Source organism: Lacrimispora sp. YZC11, assembly GCF_057543815.1.
Map to the genome: position 1 here is coordinate 293,138 of NZ_BAAJYQ010000002.1, position 17,644 is coordinate 310,781.

Here is a 17,644-nt window from a genome sequence, read left to right on the forward strand (position 1 = left end):
GGAAAAAGAGGATGTTTAAGTGATAAGAGAACGGCTGCTTAAGTGGTGTAAAACCGCAGGGATGTTTATAACCACTGTCATCATACTTTTAATTCCCTGCGCATCTTATATTCTGTTTGAATATGTAACCGGCAATTTGCCGACAATCCCCCTGTCCATGGCTGTTTTAAATATAGGCTGGATCTACTTGTTGTATCTTGCTGCTTTTACTGTCAGCGGAAGCACCAGGATAGGAATCCCGCTTACAGCAGTTTTTCTGTATATTGTTTCTGTAGCAGAATACCTGGTTTTAGGCTTCCGGGGAAGACCCATCATGATCTGGGACGTTTTGGCTCTTCGGACCGCCATGAGTGTGGCAGGAAATTATGAATTTGTTTTAACTGAGGAAATGTACCTTGCCTGTCTGGGAGTCCAGGCAATCTGTATCTTTGCCCTGATATTCCCTAAAAGGGTAAAGGGCAGGAACAAGCGCCTGGTTTTTGCCGGGGGAAGTACAGGTGTTGTCCTGAGCTTTATTTTATGGTTTTATACATGCTTAATCCCATACAAAGGACTTGAAATTAATATGTGGGAGGTAGGTGAGACCTATCAGGAATACGGATATGTGCTTTCAACGGCTGTTTCTCTTAATTATGCGGTGAAGAAAAAGCCGAAGGGCTACAGCTTTTCAAAAGTAAAGCAGATTTATGATTCTGTGAGAGAGGACAATCAGGTCCTTCTGGCTTCTGCGGGAGATGTTGACGTGGAGGGAGAAGGTAAGACAACGCCGGTCAATATTATATGCATTATGAATGAAAGCTTTTCCGATTTAAAAGTGGCAGGAGAGTTTGAAACGAACCAGGAATATTTTCCTTTTTTAAACAGTCTGAAGGAAAATACGATGAAGGGAAGCCTTAGCGTTCCTGTATTCGGCTCTTTGACCAGCAACTCTGAGTTTGAATTTCTTACGGGAGATTCCGTTTCCTTACTTCCGGCTAACAGCATTGCTTACCAGTTTAATGTCAAGCCCAATACATACAGCCTTGTAAGTACTTTAAAATCCCAGGGCTATGAGACTGTTGCCATGCACCCTTATCCAAAAGAGAATTGGAATCGTCAGGAGTGCTACCGGAACATGGGGATTGATGAATTTCTGGATATAGAAGATTATGAGGACAGTGAGCTGCTTAGAAACTATGTCAGTGACCGTGCGGATTACGAAAAGTTGATAGAAAGGGTGGAATCCAAGGAAAATTCGGAGGATAAACTGTTTCTTTTTAATGTGACCATGCAGAATCATGGAGGCTATGAGACCCTGTATGATAATTTTGACCAGGAGGTATGGCTGACCGGAAAACTGAAGGGTAAATACCCAAAGGCTGACCAGTATTTATCTCTTATGAAGCGGTCGGATGAAGCACTGGAATATTTGATCTCTTATTTTGAGAAAAGCACGGAGCCTACTATGGTCGTTTTTTTCGGGGATCATCAGCCCAGTGTGGAAGATGAATTTTTTGATGAAATTTCAGGGACACCCAGCAACCTTGTGAAGAATAAGGATCGGCTGATGTGGTACCAGACCCCGTTTATGATCTGGACGAATTATGAGACACGGGCAGAGGAAAAGGGGAAAATGGGAGCTATTTATCTTTCCTCAGAGGTGTTAAAGAGAGCCGGAGTCAATATGACACCTTATCAGCAGTTTCTCCTGACAATGGAAGAGACCTTTCCTGTGGTACACCCCATCGGATGTTTTAATAAAGAAGGAACCTACTATTCCTGGGAGGCTTTACAGGATCCGGAAAGTCCGTACAGGGACTTGATCATGGACTATGAATATCTGGTGTATAACCACATCTTTGATGGAAAAAAGTATAAGGAAATGTTTTCTCTGGATACCGACAAATAAGCCAGGGTGGGCTGTTACCGGAAAAATCAGATAAAAAAGGCGGATGGGGCAGGAAGATGCCGCATCCGCTTTTTATATGAAAGATACTTCCCAATGACCGTTATTTTGCAGTAGTTATATAGTCCCGGGCGGCCGCGCACCATAGCTAACACCACCGGCTACGAAAGCTGGGCCATTACGTTCCAAAGTAATATATGTGAATCTCTCCTGCTCCACCCCTTGCTGAAAGCACCATTGTAAAGGAATTTATTTGGTCCTTACGGTTTGTTTACGAATACGTAATAAAAACGTTATTGTAAAAAGCAGGAAAATTGGTTATTATTGTATGGAACCTGATTAAGACAACATGGAGGGATGCGAAGATGAAGGAAATAAATATAGGCAGGGTCATGACCGGACTTTTTACCGCTGCATTTTTATGCTGTGCCTCTGCCATTGTTGCGCTGGCAGATGTAGGCGCAGCCGGAGTGCAGGCAACGATTCAGTCCTGTTTGGTCAATTCTGACAAGAACAGCGTGACGGTTCAGGCAGACAGCAATGCTGATATGGGGGGAACGGATGGCGTCCTCTACCTGGTTGAGCTTCAGCCTTACCAGAATAATCTTGACGGCAGAACGGATTATGCGGCTTCCACAGCACCGGGAAACAGGGTTACCTTTACATTTCCATTAAACCGTAATACGGCCCAGGACAGACTTTACAGCAAATTCGTCATTGCTGTCTGGGATGGAACAAAATATATTGAAATCAGTAAACCTCATTATATTACAAACCCTGAGATGGTTGCAGCAAATACCCAGCCATTTAATGATCCTCTTACCAAGAAGGGCTTAAACATTCAGCTTAACATGCTTGGCGATGCTTTTGAATTAGGCGTGAAGCACGTTGCCACCAATATCTCTTTTCATCAGATCCTGGGCCAGGGAATTGATTACCAGTACGATGGAAAGACCTATCATTTTGATAAGAATGCCATCACAAGCTATGACGAGACGATCAGTGCTTTATCCGGGAAAGGGATGACAGTAACTGCCATTATATTGAATGGGTGGAATGATGCCGAACCAAATCTGATCTATCCTGGAACAAAGAAAAATGCCAATGCATTTTACTACATGTTCAATCCGGCGACCCAGGAAGGGCTGGACCAGACAAGAGCCATTGCTGCTTTCTTGGCAGAGCGCTACAGCGGTTCCAATCCAAACCATGGAAAGATATCCAACTGGATCATTGGGAATGAGATCAACAACCAGCAGTGGAATCATATGGGATCCCGGGATATTACCAGCTACGTACAGGCTTACCAGGATGCTTTCCGGATTTTCTACACGGCCATTAAGAGTACCAGTGCCAATGACAGGGTTTATTACTCCCTGGATTATAACTGGAACAATGAGATTGATAACAAGCTGAAATACGGCGGAAGAGCGATTGTAGATACCTTTAATTCCATTGCCAATGAACAGGGGCAGATGGATTGGGGGCTGTCCTATCATCCATATCCCTGTCCGATGACAGAACCGGAATTCTGGGATGATGAGCAGACCGGATTAATCACCAATGATTTTAACTCTCCGGTTATTAACTTTAAGAACCTTACCACTCTGACGGATTACATGGCTCAGGATTCCTTAAAATCCCCCACCGGCCATGTGCGCCACATCATACTGACAGAGCAGGGATTTACGGCAACTAGCCAGACAAGAGGCAATGTAGCTCAGATTCAGGCTGCCGCTTATGCGTATTCCTATTACATGGTTGACAGCAATCCATATATTGATGCTTATATCTTAAGCCGTCAGGTGGATGCCCCTCTGGAAGTGAGAAGCGGCTTATCCTTCGGACTTTGGGAATGCTCCATGGACCGGGGAGATGACATTGTAGCAACAAGGCGCCGTAAAATCTGGCAGGTATTCAGGGATATTGACAAAAAGAAATACACACTGGAATCAACGGAGTTCGCTAAATCCATTATAGGAATTGAGAAATGGTCTGATGTCGTACCAAACTTCCGGTGGAGATCCCTGGAGAAATAAAACTGACAATTGAGTCATGAATATTTGGCTTTTCAAGCATGGAAACCGCCTTTAAAATAATTTTAAAGGCGGTTTTTTGTATATTATAAAAGGAAGGAACATAATGATTCCGTCGGGCTTCTAAAAGATCATAAACATATTGATTCCTTTTTAAAACATCATAGTATGAAAAAAAGTTTCATAAATCCATGGATATCTTGAAAAAACGATACAACAAAGCTAGAATGATATTAGGTAAAAAATATGTTAAATTTCTTCTGGCTTTAAAGAAAGGAGAAGAAATGCATGAAGGGTCTACTTGTAAGGATTGACAGCTATCTCCAGGATGCGGGAGAAGCGGAAAAAGAGCTGATGAAAAGACTGCACAAAAATCCTGAATCAGTCCTCCGAAAGAGTATTAAGGAGATTGCCAGGGAAACTTATACATCTCCGGCAACCGTTGTAAGGCTTTGCAAAAAGCTGGGCTGTAAAGGATATAAGGATTTTCAGAATACCCTTGCTTATGAGGTGGCATTATTCCGGGAGAGCAGGGATATTGCGTTTCAGAAGATCACACGGGAAGATTCCATAGAGGATATTATTTATAAGGTCACAAAGAAAAATATTGAATCCCTGGAAACCACCCAAAAGCTGATTGAACCTAAGGTTGTAATAGAATGTGTGAAGCTGCTGGAAAACAGCAGAAGCGTTACCTTATTTGGACTTGGAACCTCCCTTTTGGCTGCAAGAGATTTATACTTGAAGCTCCTTAGGGCTGATGTGCTATGCAATGTCTGTGATGACTGGCATACACAACTGCTGGCTGCCAGAAATTTAAGGAAAGACGACCTGGCTATTGCCATCAGTTACTCAGGACTTACGGAAGAAATACTTCAATGTATGAAGGAAGCGAAGGGAAATGGGGCAAAGGTGATTGCTATAACAAGGGCAGTGGAATCGGAACTGGCTTCGGAGGCTGATTTCGTCCTTCCCGTTGCGGCAACAGAGCTGATACACCGAAGCGGCGCCATGTCTTCCCGTATTTCACAATTAAATGTAATAGACATTTTTTTTACTGCTTATGTTAATCGAAATTATGAAGTGTGTATGAGCAAATTTACTAAAAATTATATACAGAAGAAAGGAAGTACAGAGCATGATTGATTTGTCAGTGCTGACAACAGAGTCCCGAAATCCGGATACCATGAACCTGGATGAAATGACACCGCTTCAAATTGCGGCCATCATGAACCAGGAAGATGAAAAGGCTGTAAAAGCCGTGGAGGAAGTGCTCCCCCAGATCGCCACAGCGATTGAATGGGCAACAGACAGCCTGAAAGCAGGGGGCCGTATCATATATATTGGCGCAGGGACATCCGGTCGTCTGGGAGTACTGGATGCGGTAGAATGTCCGCCCACCTTCGGCGTTCCCAGGGAACTGGTGGTAGGCTTGATCGCAGGCGGGGACAAAGCTTTTGTAGAGGCGGTAGAAGGAGCTGAGGACAGTGAGACTTTATGTGAGGCAGATTTAAAGGAGATCGGCCTTACTTCAGAAGATATTGTGATCGGCCTGGCGGCATCTGGCAGAACGCCCTATGTAATCTACGGTCTTGATTATGCGAATAAAACAGGATGTCACACCGTGGCCATTTCATGTAATAAAGGATCTGATGTAGGTAAAAAAGCAAAGCTTGCCATTGAACCGGTGACCGGACCTGAGGTATTGACAGGATCAACCAGATTAAAGGCAGGAACAGCACAGAAGATGATCCTCAATATGATTTCAACAGGAAGCATGGTTGGAATCGGGAAAGCCTATGAAAATCTTATGGTGGATGTAAAGCAGAGCAATGAAAAGCTGGTGGTGAGGTCACAGAACATTGTGATGACAGCAACAGGCTGCACCAGGGAAGCGGCCGAAAAGGTATTAAAGCTGGCAGAAGGACATGTTAAAACTGCTATAACCATGATATTGCTGGACTGTGCCCCAGAGGATGCAAGACAGAAGTTATCACAAGCCGTAGGGAAGATCCGAGAGGCTTTGAGATAAAAGAAAAGAGTTTTAAGGGTTATTTTAAGTAACAAAATACATTTATGAAGGAGGATTATCGTGAATTACAAGCAAATCAGTGAACAATTATTAACGCTGCTTGGGGGAAAAGCGAACATAACTTCCAATGCTGCCTGCATGACAAGGCTTCGTGTCGGTTTAAGGGATACATCTAAGGCCGATATTGAAGGTGTGAAAAAGGTAGAGGGAGTTCTTGGAGTGGTTGAGAGTGACACGCTCCAGATTGTATTTGGACCGGGGAAAGTAAATAAGGTATTGGACGAATTTTATAAGCTTACAGGGCTTGCAAAAGGCCAGGCTGAGAATGGCCCGGATCAGAATATTAATGAGGTTGCAAAGGAAAATAAGGCTCTTCAAAAGGCGAAATATGATAAGCCGGTGCAGAGATTTTTAAAGAAGATCTCTAATATTTTCGTAGCGCTGCTTCCCGGCATCATTGCAGCAGGCTTGATCAATGGTATCTGTAATGTTATTAATGTTTCTACCGGTGGAGCACTTTCAGGAGTATGGTGGTATCAATGCATCCGTACGATGGGCTGGGCGCTGTTTGCTTACCTGCCTATTCTGGTTGGATACAATGCTGCAAAGGAATTCGGCGGTTCAGGAGTTCTTGGAGCGATTGCTGGTGCCATGTCCATTGCCAATCCGGGTATGCCCCTGCTTGCAACGGTAAATGATGCCCAGATTCTTCTTCCTATTACGAATACGGCATTTAATCCGGCTTCCGGCGGACTTTTAGCGGCTCTGATTGCAGGTGCGTTCTTTGCCTACCTTGAAAAGAATATCAGAAAACGTATGCCTGACTTAATTGATACCTTTATAAGCCCTCTTTTAGTGCTTATCATTGGAGGTATCGTTGCACTGCTGGTAATTCAGCCTCTGGGTGCAGGTTTAACAAAGGTGATCTTTGCCATCTTAAGCTTTGTATATGAAAAAATGGGCGTTGTGGGCGGATACATTTTATCAGCAGGTTTCCTTCCTCTGGTAGCAGTAGGCTTACACCAGGCCTTGACCCCGATCCATGCCCTGTTAAATGACCCTGCAGGAGCAACAAAAGGTATCAACTATCTCCTTCCGATCCTTATGATGGCAGGCGGCGGACAGGTGGGTGCCGGTATCGCATTGTATGTAAAGACAAAGAACGTAAAGTTAAAGAGATATATTCGGGATTCCATACCAGTAGGTATTCTTGGAATCGGAGAGCCCATGATGTATGCGGTAACTCTGCCTCTTGGCAGATCCTTTATCACAGCCTGTGTCGGTGCGGGATTTGGAGGAGCTGTTGCAGCTCTCATGCACATTGGTACCGTATCCCAGGGCGTATCCGGTTTGTTTGGTTTACTGATTGTTCAGCCGGGACAGCAGGTAGGCTACATAATATCCATGCTCATTGCTTATGCAGGCGGCTTCCTGGTAACCTATTTCTTCGGAGTAGATGAAGACAGAATCAACGAGGTATATGGAGAATAAATGAATACAGGAATTTCAATCTATTTTTCAAGCGGAATGGAAAAAAATGAACGCTTAATAAAAAAAGCGGTAAAGAGCGGAGTGAAATATGCGTTTACTTCACTCCACATTCCTGAGGAAACAGGAGTTGATTACCGTTCTGATGTGCAAAAGCTTCTGGGCATGTGCAGGGAAGGCGGGTTAAATCTCATTGTGGATGTTGGCCCGGAAACCTTAGAAAAGCTTGGAACAGAAAGCATTACAGAGCTGAAGGAGCTTGGAATCACCCATGTCCGTCTTGATTATGGCTTTGATGCAAAAGAGACGGTAGAGATTTCCAAGGACTTCTATGTGGTATTTAATGCCTCCACCATTATGGAGGAAGAACTTTTGGAGTGGAAAAAGTATGGGGCTGATTTTACCAGATTTACAGCATGCCATAATTTTTATCCCAAGCAGTTCACGGCTCTGTCCTTAAAACGGACAAAGGAAATGAATCAGAGGCTTCAATATCTTGGCTTTACTACCATGGCCTTTGTGCCTGGAAATCTGGAGCTGAGAGGACCTTTATTTGAGGGCCTTCCCACGGTGGAGGAACACCGGGGGAGGAAAGGCCAGGTGCTTTTGAACATGCTGGAGCTTTATTATGAAGGTTCCTGTGATGTGGTTCTGACCGGTGATGTGGATGTGGAAGAAAAGGACTGGAAGGATATTCAATGCTTAAGCCATGATTATGTGGAGCTTAAGGCAGACATACTTTCTTCCTATGAATTTGTAAGAGACATCATCCATCATGACAGGCCGGATTCCAGCGAATACGTTTTCCGTTCCCAGGAATCAAGACAATATAAGCAGGAAATCAAGCCTGATCATGAGAATCAGTCACAAGTAAGGAAGCAGGGAAGTATCTGTATCTCCAATGTTAATTATTTAAGGTATATGGGAGAACTTGAAATTGCCAGAGTTGATTTGCCCGGAGAGGACAGGGTAAATGTCATCGGACAGGTACATGACTCTCATATGAAATATTTGCCCTATATTCAAAAGGGGCTTGGGGTAAAGCTGATATAACTATTAAAAAAGTCTGTAACCATTGGTGAAACCGGGTTACAGACTTTTTTACATTTATAATTTTTATCAGCCAATGCAAAACAGCGTTCCTGTCTTTTTATTGCCAGGTCAGGGCGGCATAGGCATCCAAAAGGCCTCCGCTCACCGTCTTTCCTGTAAGCGCATCCAGCTTCCTGCTGGAATTTAAAAGAATATTTTTCACATCAGTCAGAGAAATGTCCTGCCGGTAGGAATAGAGCATAGCGGCCACACCTGTTACCATGGGAGCTGCCATGGAAGTGCCGCTCATAAAACCGTAGGCGTTTCCTGGAACCGTGCTTAAAATGTAGCTTCCAGGGGCGGCGATATCAACGCTGTTTGCACCATAGTTGGAATCCTTGCTTAAGCTTCCGTCAAACAGGAGGTTTGCCACGGAAATGATGTTGTCATATGGGAGGGAAGCCGGATAAACAGGGTAGGTATCTGTATCATATCCAAGCCCGGAGATCCCGCCGTTTCCGCAGGAAACCACAAACAGCATTTTGGAATTTTTCATAGTCAGGGCCAGTTCTTCACTGTAAGCAGTGGTACCCATGCTCAGATTGCAGATGGAAGCCCCGTGTGCTTCGGCATAATGAATGGCCTGGATCACCGCATCCGGTGACCCCAGCCCGTCTTCGCCTCCAAGGGCCTTTAAGGGCATGATCTTTACGTAGTTATTATCCGTGATCCCGGCAATGCCGTAGGATCCGCGTGCGGCGCTGATGGTTCCTGCCGCATGGGTTCCATGGCTGTCCTCGCTGCCGGTAAAGACCTGGTTGTTCCCGGAATAAAAATTCCAGCCGTGAACATCATCCACATATCCGTCGCCGTCGTTATCGACTCCATCGCCGTCAATCTCTCCGGGATTGGTCCATATGGCATCTTTAAGCTCCTGATGATTGATGTCAATGCCGGTATCGATGACGGCAACAATGACGGAACGCTTGTTTTCACCCTGGTCATAAAGCTTCCAGGCAGGCTGTATGTTAATATCAATTCCCGTAACAGCGCCGATCACTGTAGATTCATAATCTCCGGGGCCGGGTTTTAAAGCCCCGTCTTTAGATTTCCGCCCATCGTAAATATTATCAACGGATTTGAATCTGGATTTTAGCTCTATCAGACGGAATTCTCCGTCATTTTTTAATCCCCACTGGTAAGTGGAAAATTCATCCGAGGGAGATAAGTTTACAAGGCCGGGGCCAAGGGCCATAGTCTGCAGGGCTTGTCCACTGTCGGAAGAATATGTCTGAAGTGCGCTGGTTAAGGTCTTATTAAATCCTTTCCCGGAATCGGGGCTGTTAAAAAAGGGCAGGCCTGCTAGAAGGAGGGCTAGGATCAGACAGGCAGCGCGAGTTATTTTTTTCATGGTTTCTATCTCCTTATATATAAAACAATCTTTGAAATTGTTCCTATTATACCATATACCCTACGCAGTAGGTTGGAAAAACATGTGAAAAATTTGAAAATTTTACATTTTTTGGTTAAAGTATCTATGAAATACTTCATTTGACCAATCAGAATTGTTTTGATGAAAATAGTTTGATAAAGCTTCTTGTCCTGTGATAAAATATAAAAATGCAGAGAGGAGGGCTTTCATGGAAGAAAAATATTTTCGAAATAAAATCACATGGTTTACATTTCTATATAGTTTTCTGGTCATATGGGTCCACTCCTACAACGCAGTGCTGTTCTTAGGCAGCACAAGGCTGGCTTACAAGACAGACTGGATGGAACGGTTTTTAGGAGGCTCGGTAGCACAGATTGCCGTACCGGGTTTCTTCCTGATTTCTTCCTATCTTTTCTTTCGCGGCTTTACCTTAGACCGCCTTTGGGTAAAGTGGAATTCCAGGATACGGAGTGTGTTGGTCCCCTATATCCTATGGAATTTCCTTTATTATCTTGGATATGTCATCGGCAGCCGTATCCCGGTGCTTTCTGATGTTATTGGAAAGGGAAAAGTTCCTTTTACATTTTCCATGGCAGCGGAATCGGTCCTTCATTATACGTATAATTATGTATTCTGGTATTTAAACCAATTGATCCAGTTGATCCTTCTGGCTCCCCTTATTTATATCATTGTGAAGCGGAAGGTAACAGGAAGTTTGTTTCTAGCGGGAATTTTGGCGGCAATCTATATGGGAGGTGTGCTTCCCTTTTTAAATTTGGATGCCTTGTTTTATTATTCTTTCGGCGCCTTTGCAGCCGTACATGGGAAAAAGATCGTAGAAGGGCTCTGGAATTTAAAATACCTTGAAGCAGGTGCAGCGGTTCTTATCGCAGCCTTTTTTCTTCATTGGGTTGATTTTCCAGGAGATATCAAAGGGGAGATGGCTGCCTCTGATGTATGTTTCCGCCTTCTTGTTCCGGTAGGATTATGGCTCATGGTACCGGAAAGGCATCTGATAGAGGCAAAGGAATGGATGAAGCAGAATTTTTTTCTGTACGCCACTCACTTTGCCATGGTAAGGCTGATGAACAAAACGGGAGCATTGCTGCTCCCGACTGTTTCGGCAGTGCCGTTTGGACTTTTTCTGCTCATGCCGCTTTTTTGTGTTTTCTTCAGTTATCAGATCGGTCGGTTTTTAAGACATTTTCTTCCGGGCCTGTGGCGTCTGTTAAACGGTGGGCGCTGAACGAGTTTTAAGCATCCGCCGACCATCGGCCGGATGCGCCGCAGGGCAGGAGAAGACCGGTGCTTGTTACCGGAAGCCCTATTTCCCCTGACTGGACAGCACCACCGTATTTTTGCTTCACCTCAATGGAAAGCATGTAGGTTAATACGGAAGGAGCCAATCCTGTGGTATAGGAATTGATAAGGAAAAACAGCGGCTTCTCGGATAAAAGCTGGGCGCACAATTGAACAAGAGGATGAATGGCATCTTCTATTTTCCAGATTTCACCCTTTGGTCCTCTTCCATAGGAAGGAGGATCCATAATGATCGCATCGTAATGGCTTCCCCTTCTGATTTCTCTTTCAACGAATTTTACACAGTCATCCACGATCCAGCGGATAGAAGCGGATTCTAAATTGGAGGAACGGGCATTTTCTTTGGCCCAGCCGACCATTCCCTTGGACGCATCTACATGAGTGACAGAAGCTCCGGCTTTTGCCGCTGCCAGGGTAGCTCCTCCGGTGTAGGCGAATAAGTTAAGCACTTTTACAGGCCGTCCGGCCTGTTTTATTTTTTCACTGAACCAGTCCCAGTTTGCTGCCTGCTCAGGAAAAAGACCTGTATGCTTAAAACTGAAAGGCTTTAATTGAAAGGTTAAATCCTTATAACTGATTGTCCATTGTTCCGGAAGATTGAAAAATTCCCACTCGCCGCCGCCCTTTACGCTCCGGTGATAGTGGCCGTTCATCTTCTTCCAGCCTTTTTCTGTCCTGGGAGTGGACCAGATAACCTGTGGGTCAGGACGAACAAGGAGATAATTTCCCCAGCGTTCAAGCTTTTCTCCTTCTGAACAGTCTATCACTTCATAATCTTTCCAGCCGTCTGCAATCCACATAATTGGTGCCGCCCTTTCCATAAATAGATAATAGTAGTTTTCTCAAATGATTCCAATTTGAACTTCCTTGATTATACTGGATGGAGCCGGGAGCGTCAAGTACGTGAGAATTGCTGGTAAACGGGCTGTAATCACACCTTGTCTTTTGTCCTATATAATATAGTATAATTTTAAATAATGAGGTGTAAAATTTATGTGTTGTTTTAATATAGGATTCACTGCCGGTAACTGCGGCTGCGGGTGGAACTGTGGAATCAATAATGGCTGCTTCAACCGATGCAATTGGGGCTGTAATAATGGCTGCAACTGGGGCTGTAACAATGGCTGCAACTGGGGCTGGAGCAACGGCTGTAACTGGGGCTGTAATAATAGCTGTAATAATAGCTGTAATAATAGCTGTAATCAGGGTTGTTGCAACCGGTGCAATCGATGTTGTGGTAACTGGGGCTGTAACAATCGCTGTAATTGACCTAAAAAGAATTTAAAAGCTTTGGTTTCAGGAAATGCAGGAGCTTTTAATTAAGTAGCTTTATAGGACGGAGTTCTGTATTGTACAGAACTCCGTCCTATTAGTCTGCAAACAATTCTATCTTTTGAAGGCCGAGGAAATTTACCATGACGGAAATCTCCATTTACTGTTCATTTTTGAAGTAAAGATGCTAAAAAAGCAGGGGAAATAAATTCGTAATAGAATTGAAAGATTAAAACAGTTGAATAATCTTAGATTAATTGTTAAAATAAATATTAGCAAAAAAGGAAATCCCTGTAAGGAGTGAAGATATGAAAAGAAAAGGTCTCATTGTGTTAGCTGCTGCGGCTATGCTGGCAATTGGTACTTTATCCATGGAAGCTTGGGCTGGTTGGGAACAGTCTGGTTCGGGGAATGCATGGATTTATAAAGATGAAAGCGGAAGCAAAGTTACAAATACCTGGAAAAAGGGAGCGGACAACCTTTGGCGTTATCTAAACAGCAATGGTGAGATGGCCGTAAATACCTGGGTGGAAAACACCTATTATATGGACTCCAACGGAATCCTGGTCACGGATAAGTGGATGAAGTTCCAGGATTCAGGCAATTCCCAGTACAAGTGGTATTATTTCGGCAGCAGCGGAAAAGCTATTATGGACAATTGGTCTAAGATTAATAACAAGTGGTATTACTTTGATTCCAATGGTGAGATGCAGACCGGATGGGTCCTTGATAACCTGTATTATTGCGGAACCGACGGAGCCATGCGCACCGGCTGGCAGAAGCTTTTCTCACCGGACAGCAATTACGACGGAGACCGTGTCACTCCTGGGGATAATGACGACGGAAAATCCTGGTATTATTTTAATGACAGCGGCAAAAAGTATGCTCCAAAGGATGTGTCCGGGGATTATGCTTCCTATAAGATTGACGGAGTTGCTTATTGCTTTGACTCAGACGGAGCGCTTCAGACAGGCTGGAAGAACGTCGGAATTGAAAATGCCGAGTATGAAATCCAGAATTATAAATATTATGACAGCAATGGAAAGCTGAGAGTGGGCTGGTATTCCGTGGAACCGCCTCAGGATATTTCCGGTTATGAAGAGAGCGTGGAATGGTTTTATTTTTCAAGTTCAGGTGTTCCAAAGACCGGTCCGAAGGAAGGAAATGCCACCACTCAGAATATAACTAAAATTAATGATAAAACCTATCTGTTTAATAGCCTGGGCAATCCTGTATATGGACTGCAGAAGGTGATGATTGGAAATACTTCAGAATATACGGCATTCTATTTCGGGGATAAGAAAGCCAGCACCATGCAAAAGGGCAAGGTAAAGGTAATCGAGGGAGACGGCAGCGATGCCACCTATTATTTCAGTGACAGCGGCCGCGGTTATACCGGAGTTAAGGATGGTTCCCTCTATTATATGGGAAAGCTTCAGTGTGCGGATGAAGGAACCAAATATGAAGCCATTGCGATTCCTACAGGAAGCACTACCACGACCTATGTGGTGAATACTTCCGGCAAGGTGGCCAAAAGTACCACGGTAAAGAATTCCGATGGAGTGAAGTATAAGACCGGGGGCAACGGGAATTTATTAAAGGTAGATGATGAAAACCCAAGCGGAGAGGGCAGAACCCCTACAGAACCGGCCTGGAATTAGGAAAAGAGCGATCAATGGCGTGAAACCTGGAAAATCAGATTTTGCGCCATTTTTTTGAAAAAAATGCTTGCAATGTAAAAAAAAATATGTTATTATACAAAGGCTGTGGCATGATAGCTGTGAAACGTGAGGTTGCTGCTTATAAAAGCAGGTTTTCCGTGGAGCGAATGTCAAGTTAGGAAACTGGCGACAAGTCACTGTACAATTTAAAGTTCTGTTTATTTAAACAGGAGGTCAGTGTGTGATCCTGAAGGACACACACGGGAACGTGTACAGTCACCGCTTGTCGTACTTCTACTAAGTGCGAAAAGGAGGCGACTTTTTTTATGGCAAGTCAAGTAATGAGAATCACATTAAAAGCGTATGATCATCAGTTGGTTGATCAGTCTGCGGGCAAGATCATCGACACTGTAAAAAAGACAGGATCTAAAGTGAGCGGACCGGTGCCGTTACCAACCAAGAAGGAAGTGGTAACTATCTTAAGGGCGGTCCACAAATACAAAGATTCAAGAGAGCAGTTCGAGCAGAGAACGCATAAGAGACTCATTGATATCATTACACCAAGCCAGAAGACTGTTGATGCATTATCCAGACTGGAAATGCCGGCAGGTGTGTACATCGATATCAAGATGAAGAATAAATAATCTTCATCAGAACCATTATGGAAATTGTTCCATGCATGTCCTGAAGGGTTTTAATATAGAAGCAACACTTTTTCCTGTAAGGAATCAACATCTCCGCCAGGCGGAGTCATAGTGTTCCACGTATATTGGGCTGTTCTAGGATGATTGCGAAAGCAATCCGCTGTAGAATTAACAAACAGGAGGTAAAAACATGAAGAAGGGTATTTTAGCTACCAAAGTCGGAATGACACAGATCTTCAATGAGAACGGAGTCTTAACTCCGGTAACAGTTCTTCAGGCAGGTCCTTGTGTAGTAACACAGGTTAAGACTGTTGAGAACGATGGTTACAGTGCAGTACAGGTTGGTTACGTTGATAAGAGAGAAAAGCTTGTCAGCAAGCCAATTAAGGGCCATTTTGATAAGGCCGGTGTATCTTACAAAAGATACGTAAGAGAGTTTAAGCTTGAGAATGTTGACCAGTATTCTGTAAAAGATGAAATCAAAGCTGAGATCTTTGCAGCAGGCGACAAGATCGATGCAACCGCAATCTCCAAAGGTAAAGGTTTCCAGGGTGCTATTAAGAGACACGGACAGTCCAGAGGACCTATGGCTCACGGTTCCAAGTTCCACCGCCATGCAGGTTCCAACGGTGCAGCTTCTGATCCCAGCAAGGTATTCAAGGGCAAAAAGATGCCTGGCCAGATGGGTAACAAGAAGGTAACAATCCAGAACCTCGAAATCGTTAAGGTTGATGCAGAAAACAACCTGATTCTGGTTAAGGGTGCTATACCAGGACCTAAGAAGTCTTTAGTAACAATCAAGGAAACAGTAAAAGCATCTAAATAATGCTTTTATCAGAAAGGAGGATCATACAGATGGCAAACGTATCTGTTTACAATATGGAAGGTAAAGAAGTTGGCACAGTAGAGTTAAACGATGCAGTGTTCGGTGTAGATGTAAATGAGCATCTCGTACACATGGCAGTCGTAAGCCAGCTTGCAAATAAGCGCCAGGGCACACAGAAAGCAAAGACACGTGCAGAAGTATCTGGCGGCGGAAGAAAACCGTGGAAGCAGAAAGGAACCGGTCATGCAAGACAGGGTTCAACAAGATCTCCTCAGTGGACAGGCGGTGGAGTTGTTTTTGCTCCTGCACCAAGAGATTATACAATCAGACTTAACAAGAAGGAAAGAAGACTTGCTCTTAAATCCGCTCTGACCAGCAGAGTAAATGACAACAAGTTCATCGTTGTTGACGAGTTAAAGTTTGATGAGATCAAGACAAAGAAATTCCAGACTGTTTTAAATAACTTAAAGGTATCCAAAGCTCTTGTAGTTGTTGGCGACGACAGTACAAACGCAGTAATGAGCGCTAGAAACATCACTGCTATTAAGACTGCTTTCGTTAACACCATCAACGTATACGATATCTTAAAGTACAACACAGTTGTTGCTACCAAGACTGCTGTTGCAGCAATCGAGGAGGTGTACGCATAATGGCAGAAATTAAGTATTACGACGTAATCCAGAAGCCTGTAGTAACTGAGAAGAGCATGAACGCTATGACGTCCAAGAAGTACACATTTATTGTGCACACAGATGCTAATAAGGCTATGATCAAAGAAGCTGTTGAAAAGATGTTCCCAGGTACAAAGGTTGCCAGCGTGAACACCATGAACTTAGACGGAAAGACCAAAAGAAGAGGTACAACTTTTGGTAAGACTTCTAAGACAAAGAAGGCTATCGTTCAGCTGACAGCTGACAGCAAAGACATCGAAATCTTCGAAGGACTGTAAGATCGGGGCGCTTGGTGAGAATTCATTCGAGCCCGGCGTAAACGGTTTTCAGTTTTCTATGTGATGAACATTATATCACGATAATTGAGATACGCTAGGCGGCGTTGCACTACTGGTCTTTATGCCCCGGGAACGCGGGAATAAAGCAGAAGCGCCAATGGCATACCTTTATGTCCAAAAGCATGGACAATAAAGAAGAAAGGAGAAATATCATGGGAATTAAAAAGTATAACCCATATACCCCTTCCAGAAGACACATGACCGGTTCTGATTTCGGCGAAGTCACAAAGTCAGCTCCTGAGAAGTCCTTAATCAGCAAGACAATCAATAAGACAGCCGGCCGTAATAACCAGGGTAAGATCACGGTAAGACATCGCGGAGGCGGCGTTAAGAGAAAATATAGAATCATCGACTTTAAGAGAAACAGCAAAGACGGCATTGCAGCAACTGTTATTGGTATCGAATACGATCCAAACAGAACTGCTAACATCGCGCTGATCTGCTATGAAGATGGTACAAAGGCTTATATCCTTGCTCCGGCTGGTTTGACAGACGGCATGAAGGTTATGAGCGGTGAGATGGCAGAAGCAAAAGTTGGCAACTGCTTACCATTAAGCCAGATCCCGGTTGGTGCTCAGGTTCACAACATTGAGCTTTATCCTGGAAAAGGCGGACAGTTGGTTCGTTCCGCAGGAAATGCAGCTCAGTTAATGGCAAAAGAAGGCAAATATGCAACCCTTCGTTTACCTTCCGGCGAAATGAGAATGGTTCCAATCAACTGCAGAGCTACTATCGGCGTTGTAGGCAACGGAGATCATAACTTAATCAACATCGGTAAAGCTGGTAGAAAACGTCACATGGGCTTTAGACCTACAGTACGTGGTTCCGTAATGAACCCTAATGACCATCCTCACGGTGGTGGTGAAGGCAAGACCGGTATCGGACGCCCAGGTCCAAGTACACCATGGGGCAAACCTGCGCTTGGCTTAAAGACCAGAAAGAAAAACAAGCAATCTAACAGACTGATCGTTAGAAGAAGAGATGGAAAGACCGTTAAATAATTAAAG

Annotated in this window: 16 protein-coding genes; 14 read left to right on the forward strand and 2 right to left on the reverse strand. The window is 44.0% G+C overall.

The window, feature by feature from the left end; all coding sequences use genetic code 11:
* Nucleotides 1–61: 61 nt before the first annotated feature.
* The 6 genes from AC27IJ_RS01260 (at nucleotide 62) to AC27IJ_RS01285 (ending at nucleotide 8,494) form a co-directional block, all read left to right on the forward strand.
* Nucleotides 62–1,888 (forward strand): LTA synthase family protein, encoded by a 1,827-nt coding sequence (locus AC27IJ_RS01260; protein WP_487147300.1) that lies wholly within the window; start codon nucleotides 62–64, stop codon nucleotides 1,886–1,888.
* A 362-nt stretch (nucleotides 1,889–2,250) separates the two neighbouring features.
* A complete protein-coding gene (locus AC27IJ_RS01265) occupies nucleotides 2,251–3,924 on the forward strand; it encodes a DUF5722 domain-containing protein (RefSeq protein WP_487147275.1) in 1,674 nt (557 codons plus the stop codon).
* 285 nt (nucleotides 3,925–4,209) lie between these two features.
* Nucleotides 4,210–5,067 (forward strand): MurR/RpiR family transcriptional regulator, encoded by an 858-nt coding sequence (locus tag AC27IJ_RS01270; RefSeq protein ID WP_312445915.1) that lies wholly within the window; start codon nucleotides 4,210–4,212, stop codon nucleotides 5,065–5,067.
* On the forward strand, nucleotides 5,060–5,953 hold the full coding sequence (gene murQ / locus AC27IJ_RS01275; RefSeq protein ID WP_487147276.1) for an N-acetylmuramic acid 6-phosphate etherase: 894 nt from the start codon (nucleotides 5,060–5,062) through the stop codon (nucleotides 5,951–5,953). The genes AC27IJ_RS01270 and murQ overlap by 8 nt, the downstream gene beginning before the upstream one ends.
* 60 nt (nucleotides 5,954–6,013) lie before the next feature.
* Entirely contained in the window at nucleotides 6,014–7,444 is a 1,431-nt protein-coding gene (locus tag AC27IJ_RS01280; RefSeq protein WP_312445918.1) for a PTS transporter subunit EIIC, read from the forward strand.
* The gene (locus tag AC27IJ_RS01285; RefSeq protein WP_487147277.1) at nucleotides 7,445–8,494 is read left to right on the forward strand and encodes a MupG family TIM beta-alpha barrel fold protein; all 1,050 of its coding nucleotides are present in this window, start codon (nucleotides 7,445–7,447) and stop codon (nucleotides 8,492–8,494) included. It begins immediately after the preceding gene.
* 97 nt (nucleotides 8,495–8,591) lie between these two features.
* Here AC27IJ_RS01285 and AC27IJ_RS01290 read toward each other — a convergent pair whose 3' ends face one another.
* The gene (locus tag AC27IJ_RS01290) at nucleotides 8,592–9,884 is read right to left on the reverse strand and encodes a S8 family peptidase (RefSeq protein WP_312445921.1); all 1,293 of its coding nucleotides are present in this window, start codon (nucleotides 9,882–9,884) and stop codon (nucleotides 8,592–8,594) included.
* 229 nt (nucleotides 9,885–10,113) lie between these two features.
* Here AC27IJ_RS01290 and AC27IJ_RS01295 point away from each other — a divergent pair, with 229 nt between their 5' ends.
* Complete coding sequence (locus tag AC27IJ_RS01295) at nucleotides 10,114–11,151, forward strand: acyltransferase family protein (protein WP_312445923.1); 1,038 nt, start codon at nucleotides 10,114–10,116, stop codon at nucleotides 11,149–11,151.
* Between the two features lie 7 nt (nucleotides 11,152–11,158).
* Here the strand turns inward: AC27IJ_RS01295 and AC27IJ_RS01300 are convergent, their stop codons facing one another.
* Nucleotides 11,159–12,025, reverse strand: a complete 867-nt coding sequence (locus AC27IJ_RS01300) for a class I SAM-dependent methyltransferase (protein WP_312445924.1) — start codon at nucleotides 12,023–12,025, stop codon at nucleotides 11,159–11,161.
* 248 nt (nucleotides 12,026–12,273) lie between these two features.
* On the opposite strand from AC27IJ_RS01300, the gene AC27IJ_RS01305 reads away from it, so the two are divergent.
* From AC27IJ_RS01305 to rplB, 7 genes are all read left to right on the forward strand, one after another.
* Nucleotides 12,274–12,510 (forward strand): hypothetical protein, encoded by a 237-nt coding sequence (locus tag AC27IJ_RS01305; protein ID WP_487147278.1) that lies wholly within the window; start codon nucleotides 12,274–12,276, stop codon nucleotides 12,508–12,510.
* A 295-nt stretch (nucleotides 12,511–12,805) separates the two neighbouring features.
* Complete coding sequence (locus AC27IJ_RS01310) at nucleotides 12,806–14,158, forward strand: PspC-like choline-binding domain-containing protein (RefSeq protein ID WP_312504323.1); 1,353 nt, start codon at nucleotides 12,806–12,808, stop codon at nucleotides 14,156–14,158.
* A 326-nt stretch (nucleotides 14,159–14,484) separates the two neighbouring features.
* Complete coding sequence (gene rpsJ, locus AC27IJ_RS01315; protein WP_013274341.1) at nucleotides 14,485–14,802, forward strand: 30S ribosomal protein S10; 318 nt, start codon at nucleotides 14,485–14,487, stop codon at nucleotides 14,800–14,802.
* 190 nt (nucleotides 14,803–14,992) lie between these two features.
* Nucleotides 14,993–15,628 (forward strand): 50S ribosomal protein L3, encoded by a 636-nt coding sequence (gene rplC / locus AC27IJ_RS01320; RefSeq protein ID WP_312445929.1) that lies wholly within the window; start codon nucleotides 14,993–14,995, stop codon nucleotides 15,626–15,628.
* A gap of 29 nt (nucleotides 15,629–15,657) precedes the next feature.
* Nucleotides 15,658–16,278, forward strand: coding sequence for a 50S ribosomal protein L4 (rplD, locus tag AC27IJ_RS01325; protein ID WP_312445931.1), 621 nt, complete (start codon nucleotides 15,658–15,660; stop codon nucleotides 16,276–16,278).
* Complete coding sequence (gene rplW, locus AC27IJ_RS01330) at nucleotides 16,278–16,577, forward strand: 50S ribosomal protein L23 (RefSeq protein ID WP_312445933.1); 300 nt, start codon at nucleotides 16,278–16,280, stop codon at nucleotides 16,575–16,577. The genes rplD and rplW overlap by 1 nt, the downstream gene beginning before the upstream one ends.
* 212 nt (nucleotides 16,578–16,789) lie before the next feature.
* Nucleotides 16,790–17,638: a 50S ribosomal protein L2 gene (gene rplB, locus AC27IJ_RS01335; protein WP_312445934.1), complete on the forward strand. Its 849-nt coding sequence runs from the start codon at nucleotides 16,790–16,792 to the stop codon at nucleotides 17,636–17,638.
* Nucleotides 17,639–17,644: the final 6 nt, after the last annotated feature.

Bases quoted from the DNA above. Each gene is read 5' to 3' on its own strand.
- AC27IJ_RS01260 (WP_487147300.1), top strand. From the start codon at position 62: ATGTTTATAACCACTGTCATCATACTTTTAATTCCCTGCGCATCTTAT.
- AC27IJ_RS01265 (WP_487147275.1), top strand. From the start codon at position 2,251: ATGAAGGAAATAAATATAGGCAGGGTCATGACCGGACTTTTTACCGCT.
- AC27IJ_RS01270 (WP_312445915.1), top strand. From the start codon at position 4,210: ATGAAGGGTCTACTTGTAAGGATTGACAGCTATCTCCAGGATGCGGGA.
- murQ (WP_487147276.1), top strand. From the start codon at position 5,060: ATGATTGATTTGTCAGTGCTGACAACAGAGTCCCGAAATCCGGATACC.
- AC27IJ_RS01285 (WP_487147277.1), top strand. From the start codon at position 7,445: ATGAATACAGGAATTTCAATCTATTTTTCAAGCGGAATGGAAAAAAAT.
- AC27IJ_RS01290 (WP_312445921.1), bottom strand. From the start codon at position 9,884: ATGAAAAAAATAACTCGCGCTGCCTGTCTGATCCTAGCCCTCCTTCTA.
- AC27IJ_RS01295 (WP_312445923.1), top strand. From the start codon at position 10,114: ATGGAAGAAAAATATTTTCGAAATAAAATCACATGGTTTACATTTCTA.
- AC27IJ_RS01300 (WP_312445924.1), bottom strand. From the start codon at position 12,025: ATGTGGATTGCAGACGGCTGGAAAGATTATGAAGTGATAGACTGTTCA.
- AC27IJ_RS01310 (WP_312504323.1), top strand. From the start codon at position 12,806: ATGAAAAGAAAAGGTCTCATTGTGTTAGCTGCTGCGGCTATGCTGGCA.
- rpsJ (WP_013274341.1), top strand. From the start codon at position 14,485: ATGGCAAGTCAAGTAATGAGAATCACATTAAAAGCGTATGATCATCAG.
- rplC (WP_312445929.1), top strand. From the start codon at position 14,993: ATGAAGAAGGGTATTTTAGCTACCAAAGTCGGAATGACACAGATCTTC.
- rplD (WP_312445931.1), top strand. From the start codon at position 15,658: ATGGCAAACGTATCTGTTTACAATATGGAAGGTAAAGAAGTTGGCACA.
- rplW (WP_312445933.1), top strand. From the start codon at position 16,278: ATGGCAGAAATTAAGTATTACGACGTAATCCAGAAGCCTGTAGTAACT.
- rplB (WP_312445934.1), top strand. From the start codon at position 16,790: ATGGGAATTAAAAAGTATAACCCATATACCCCTTCCAGAAGACACATG.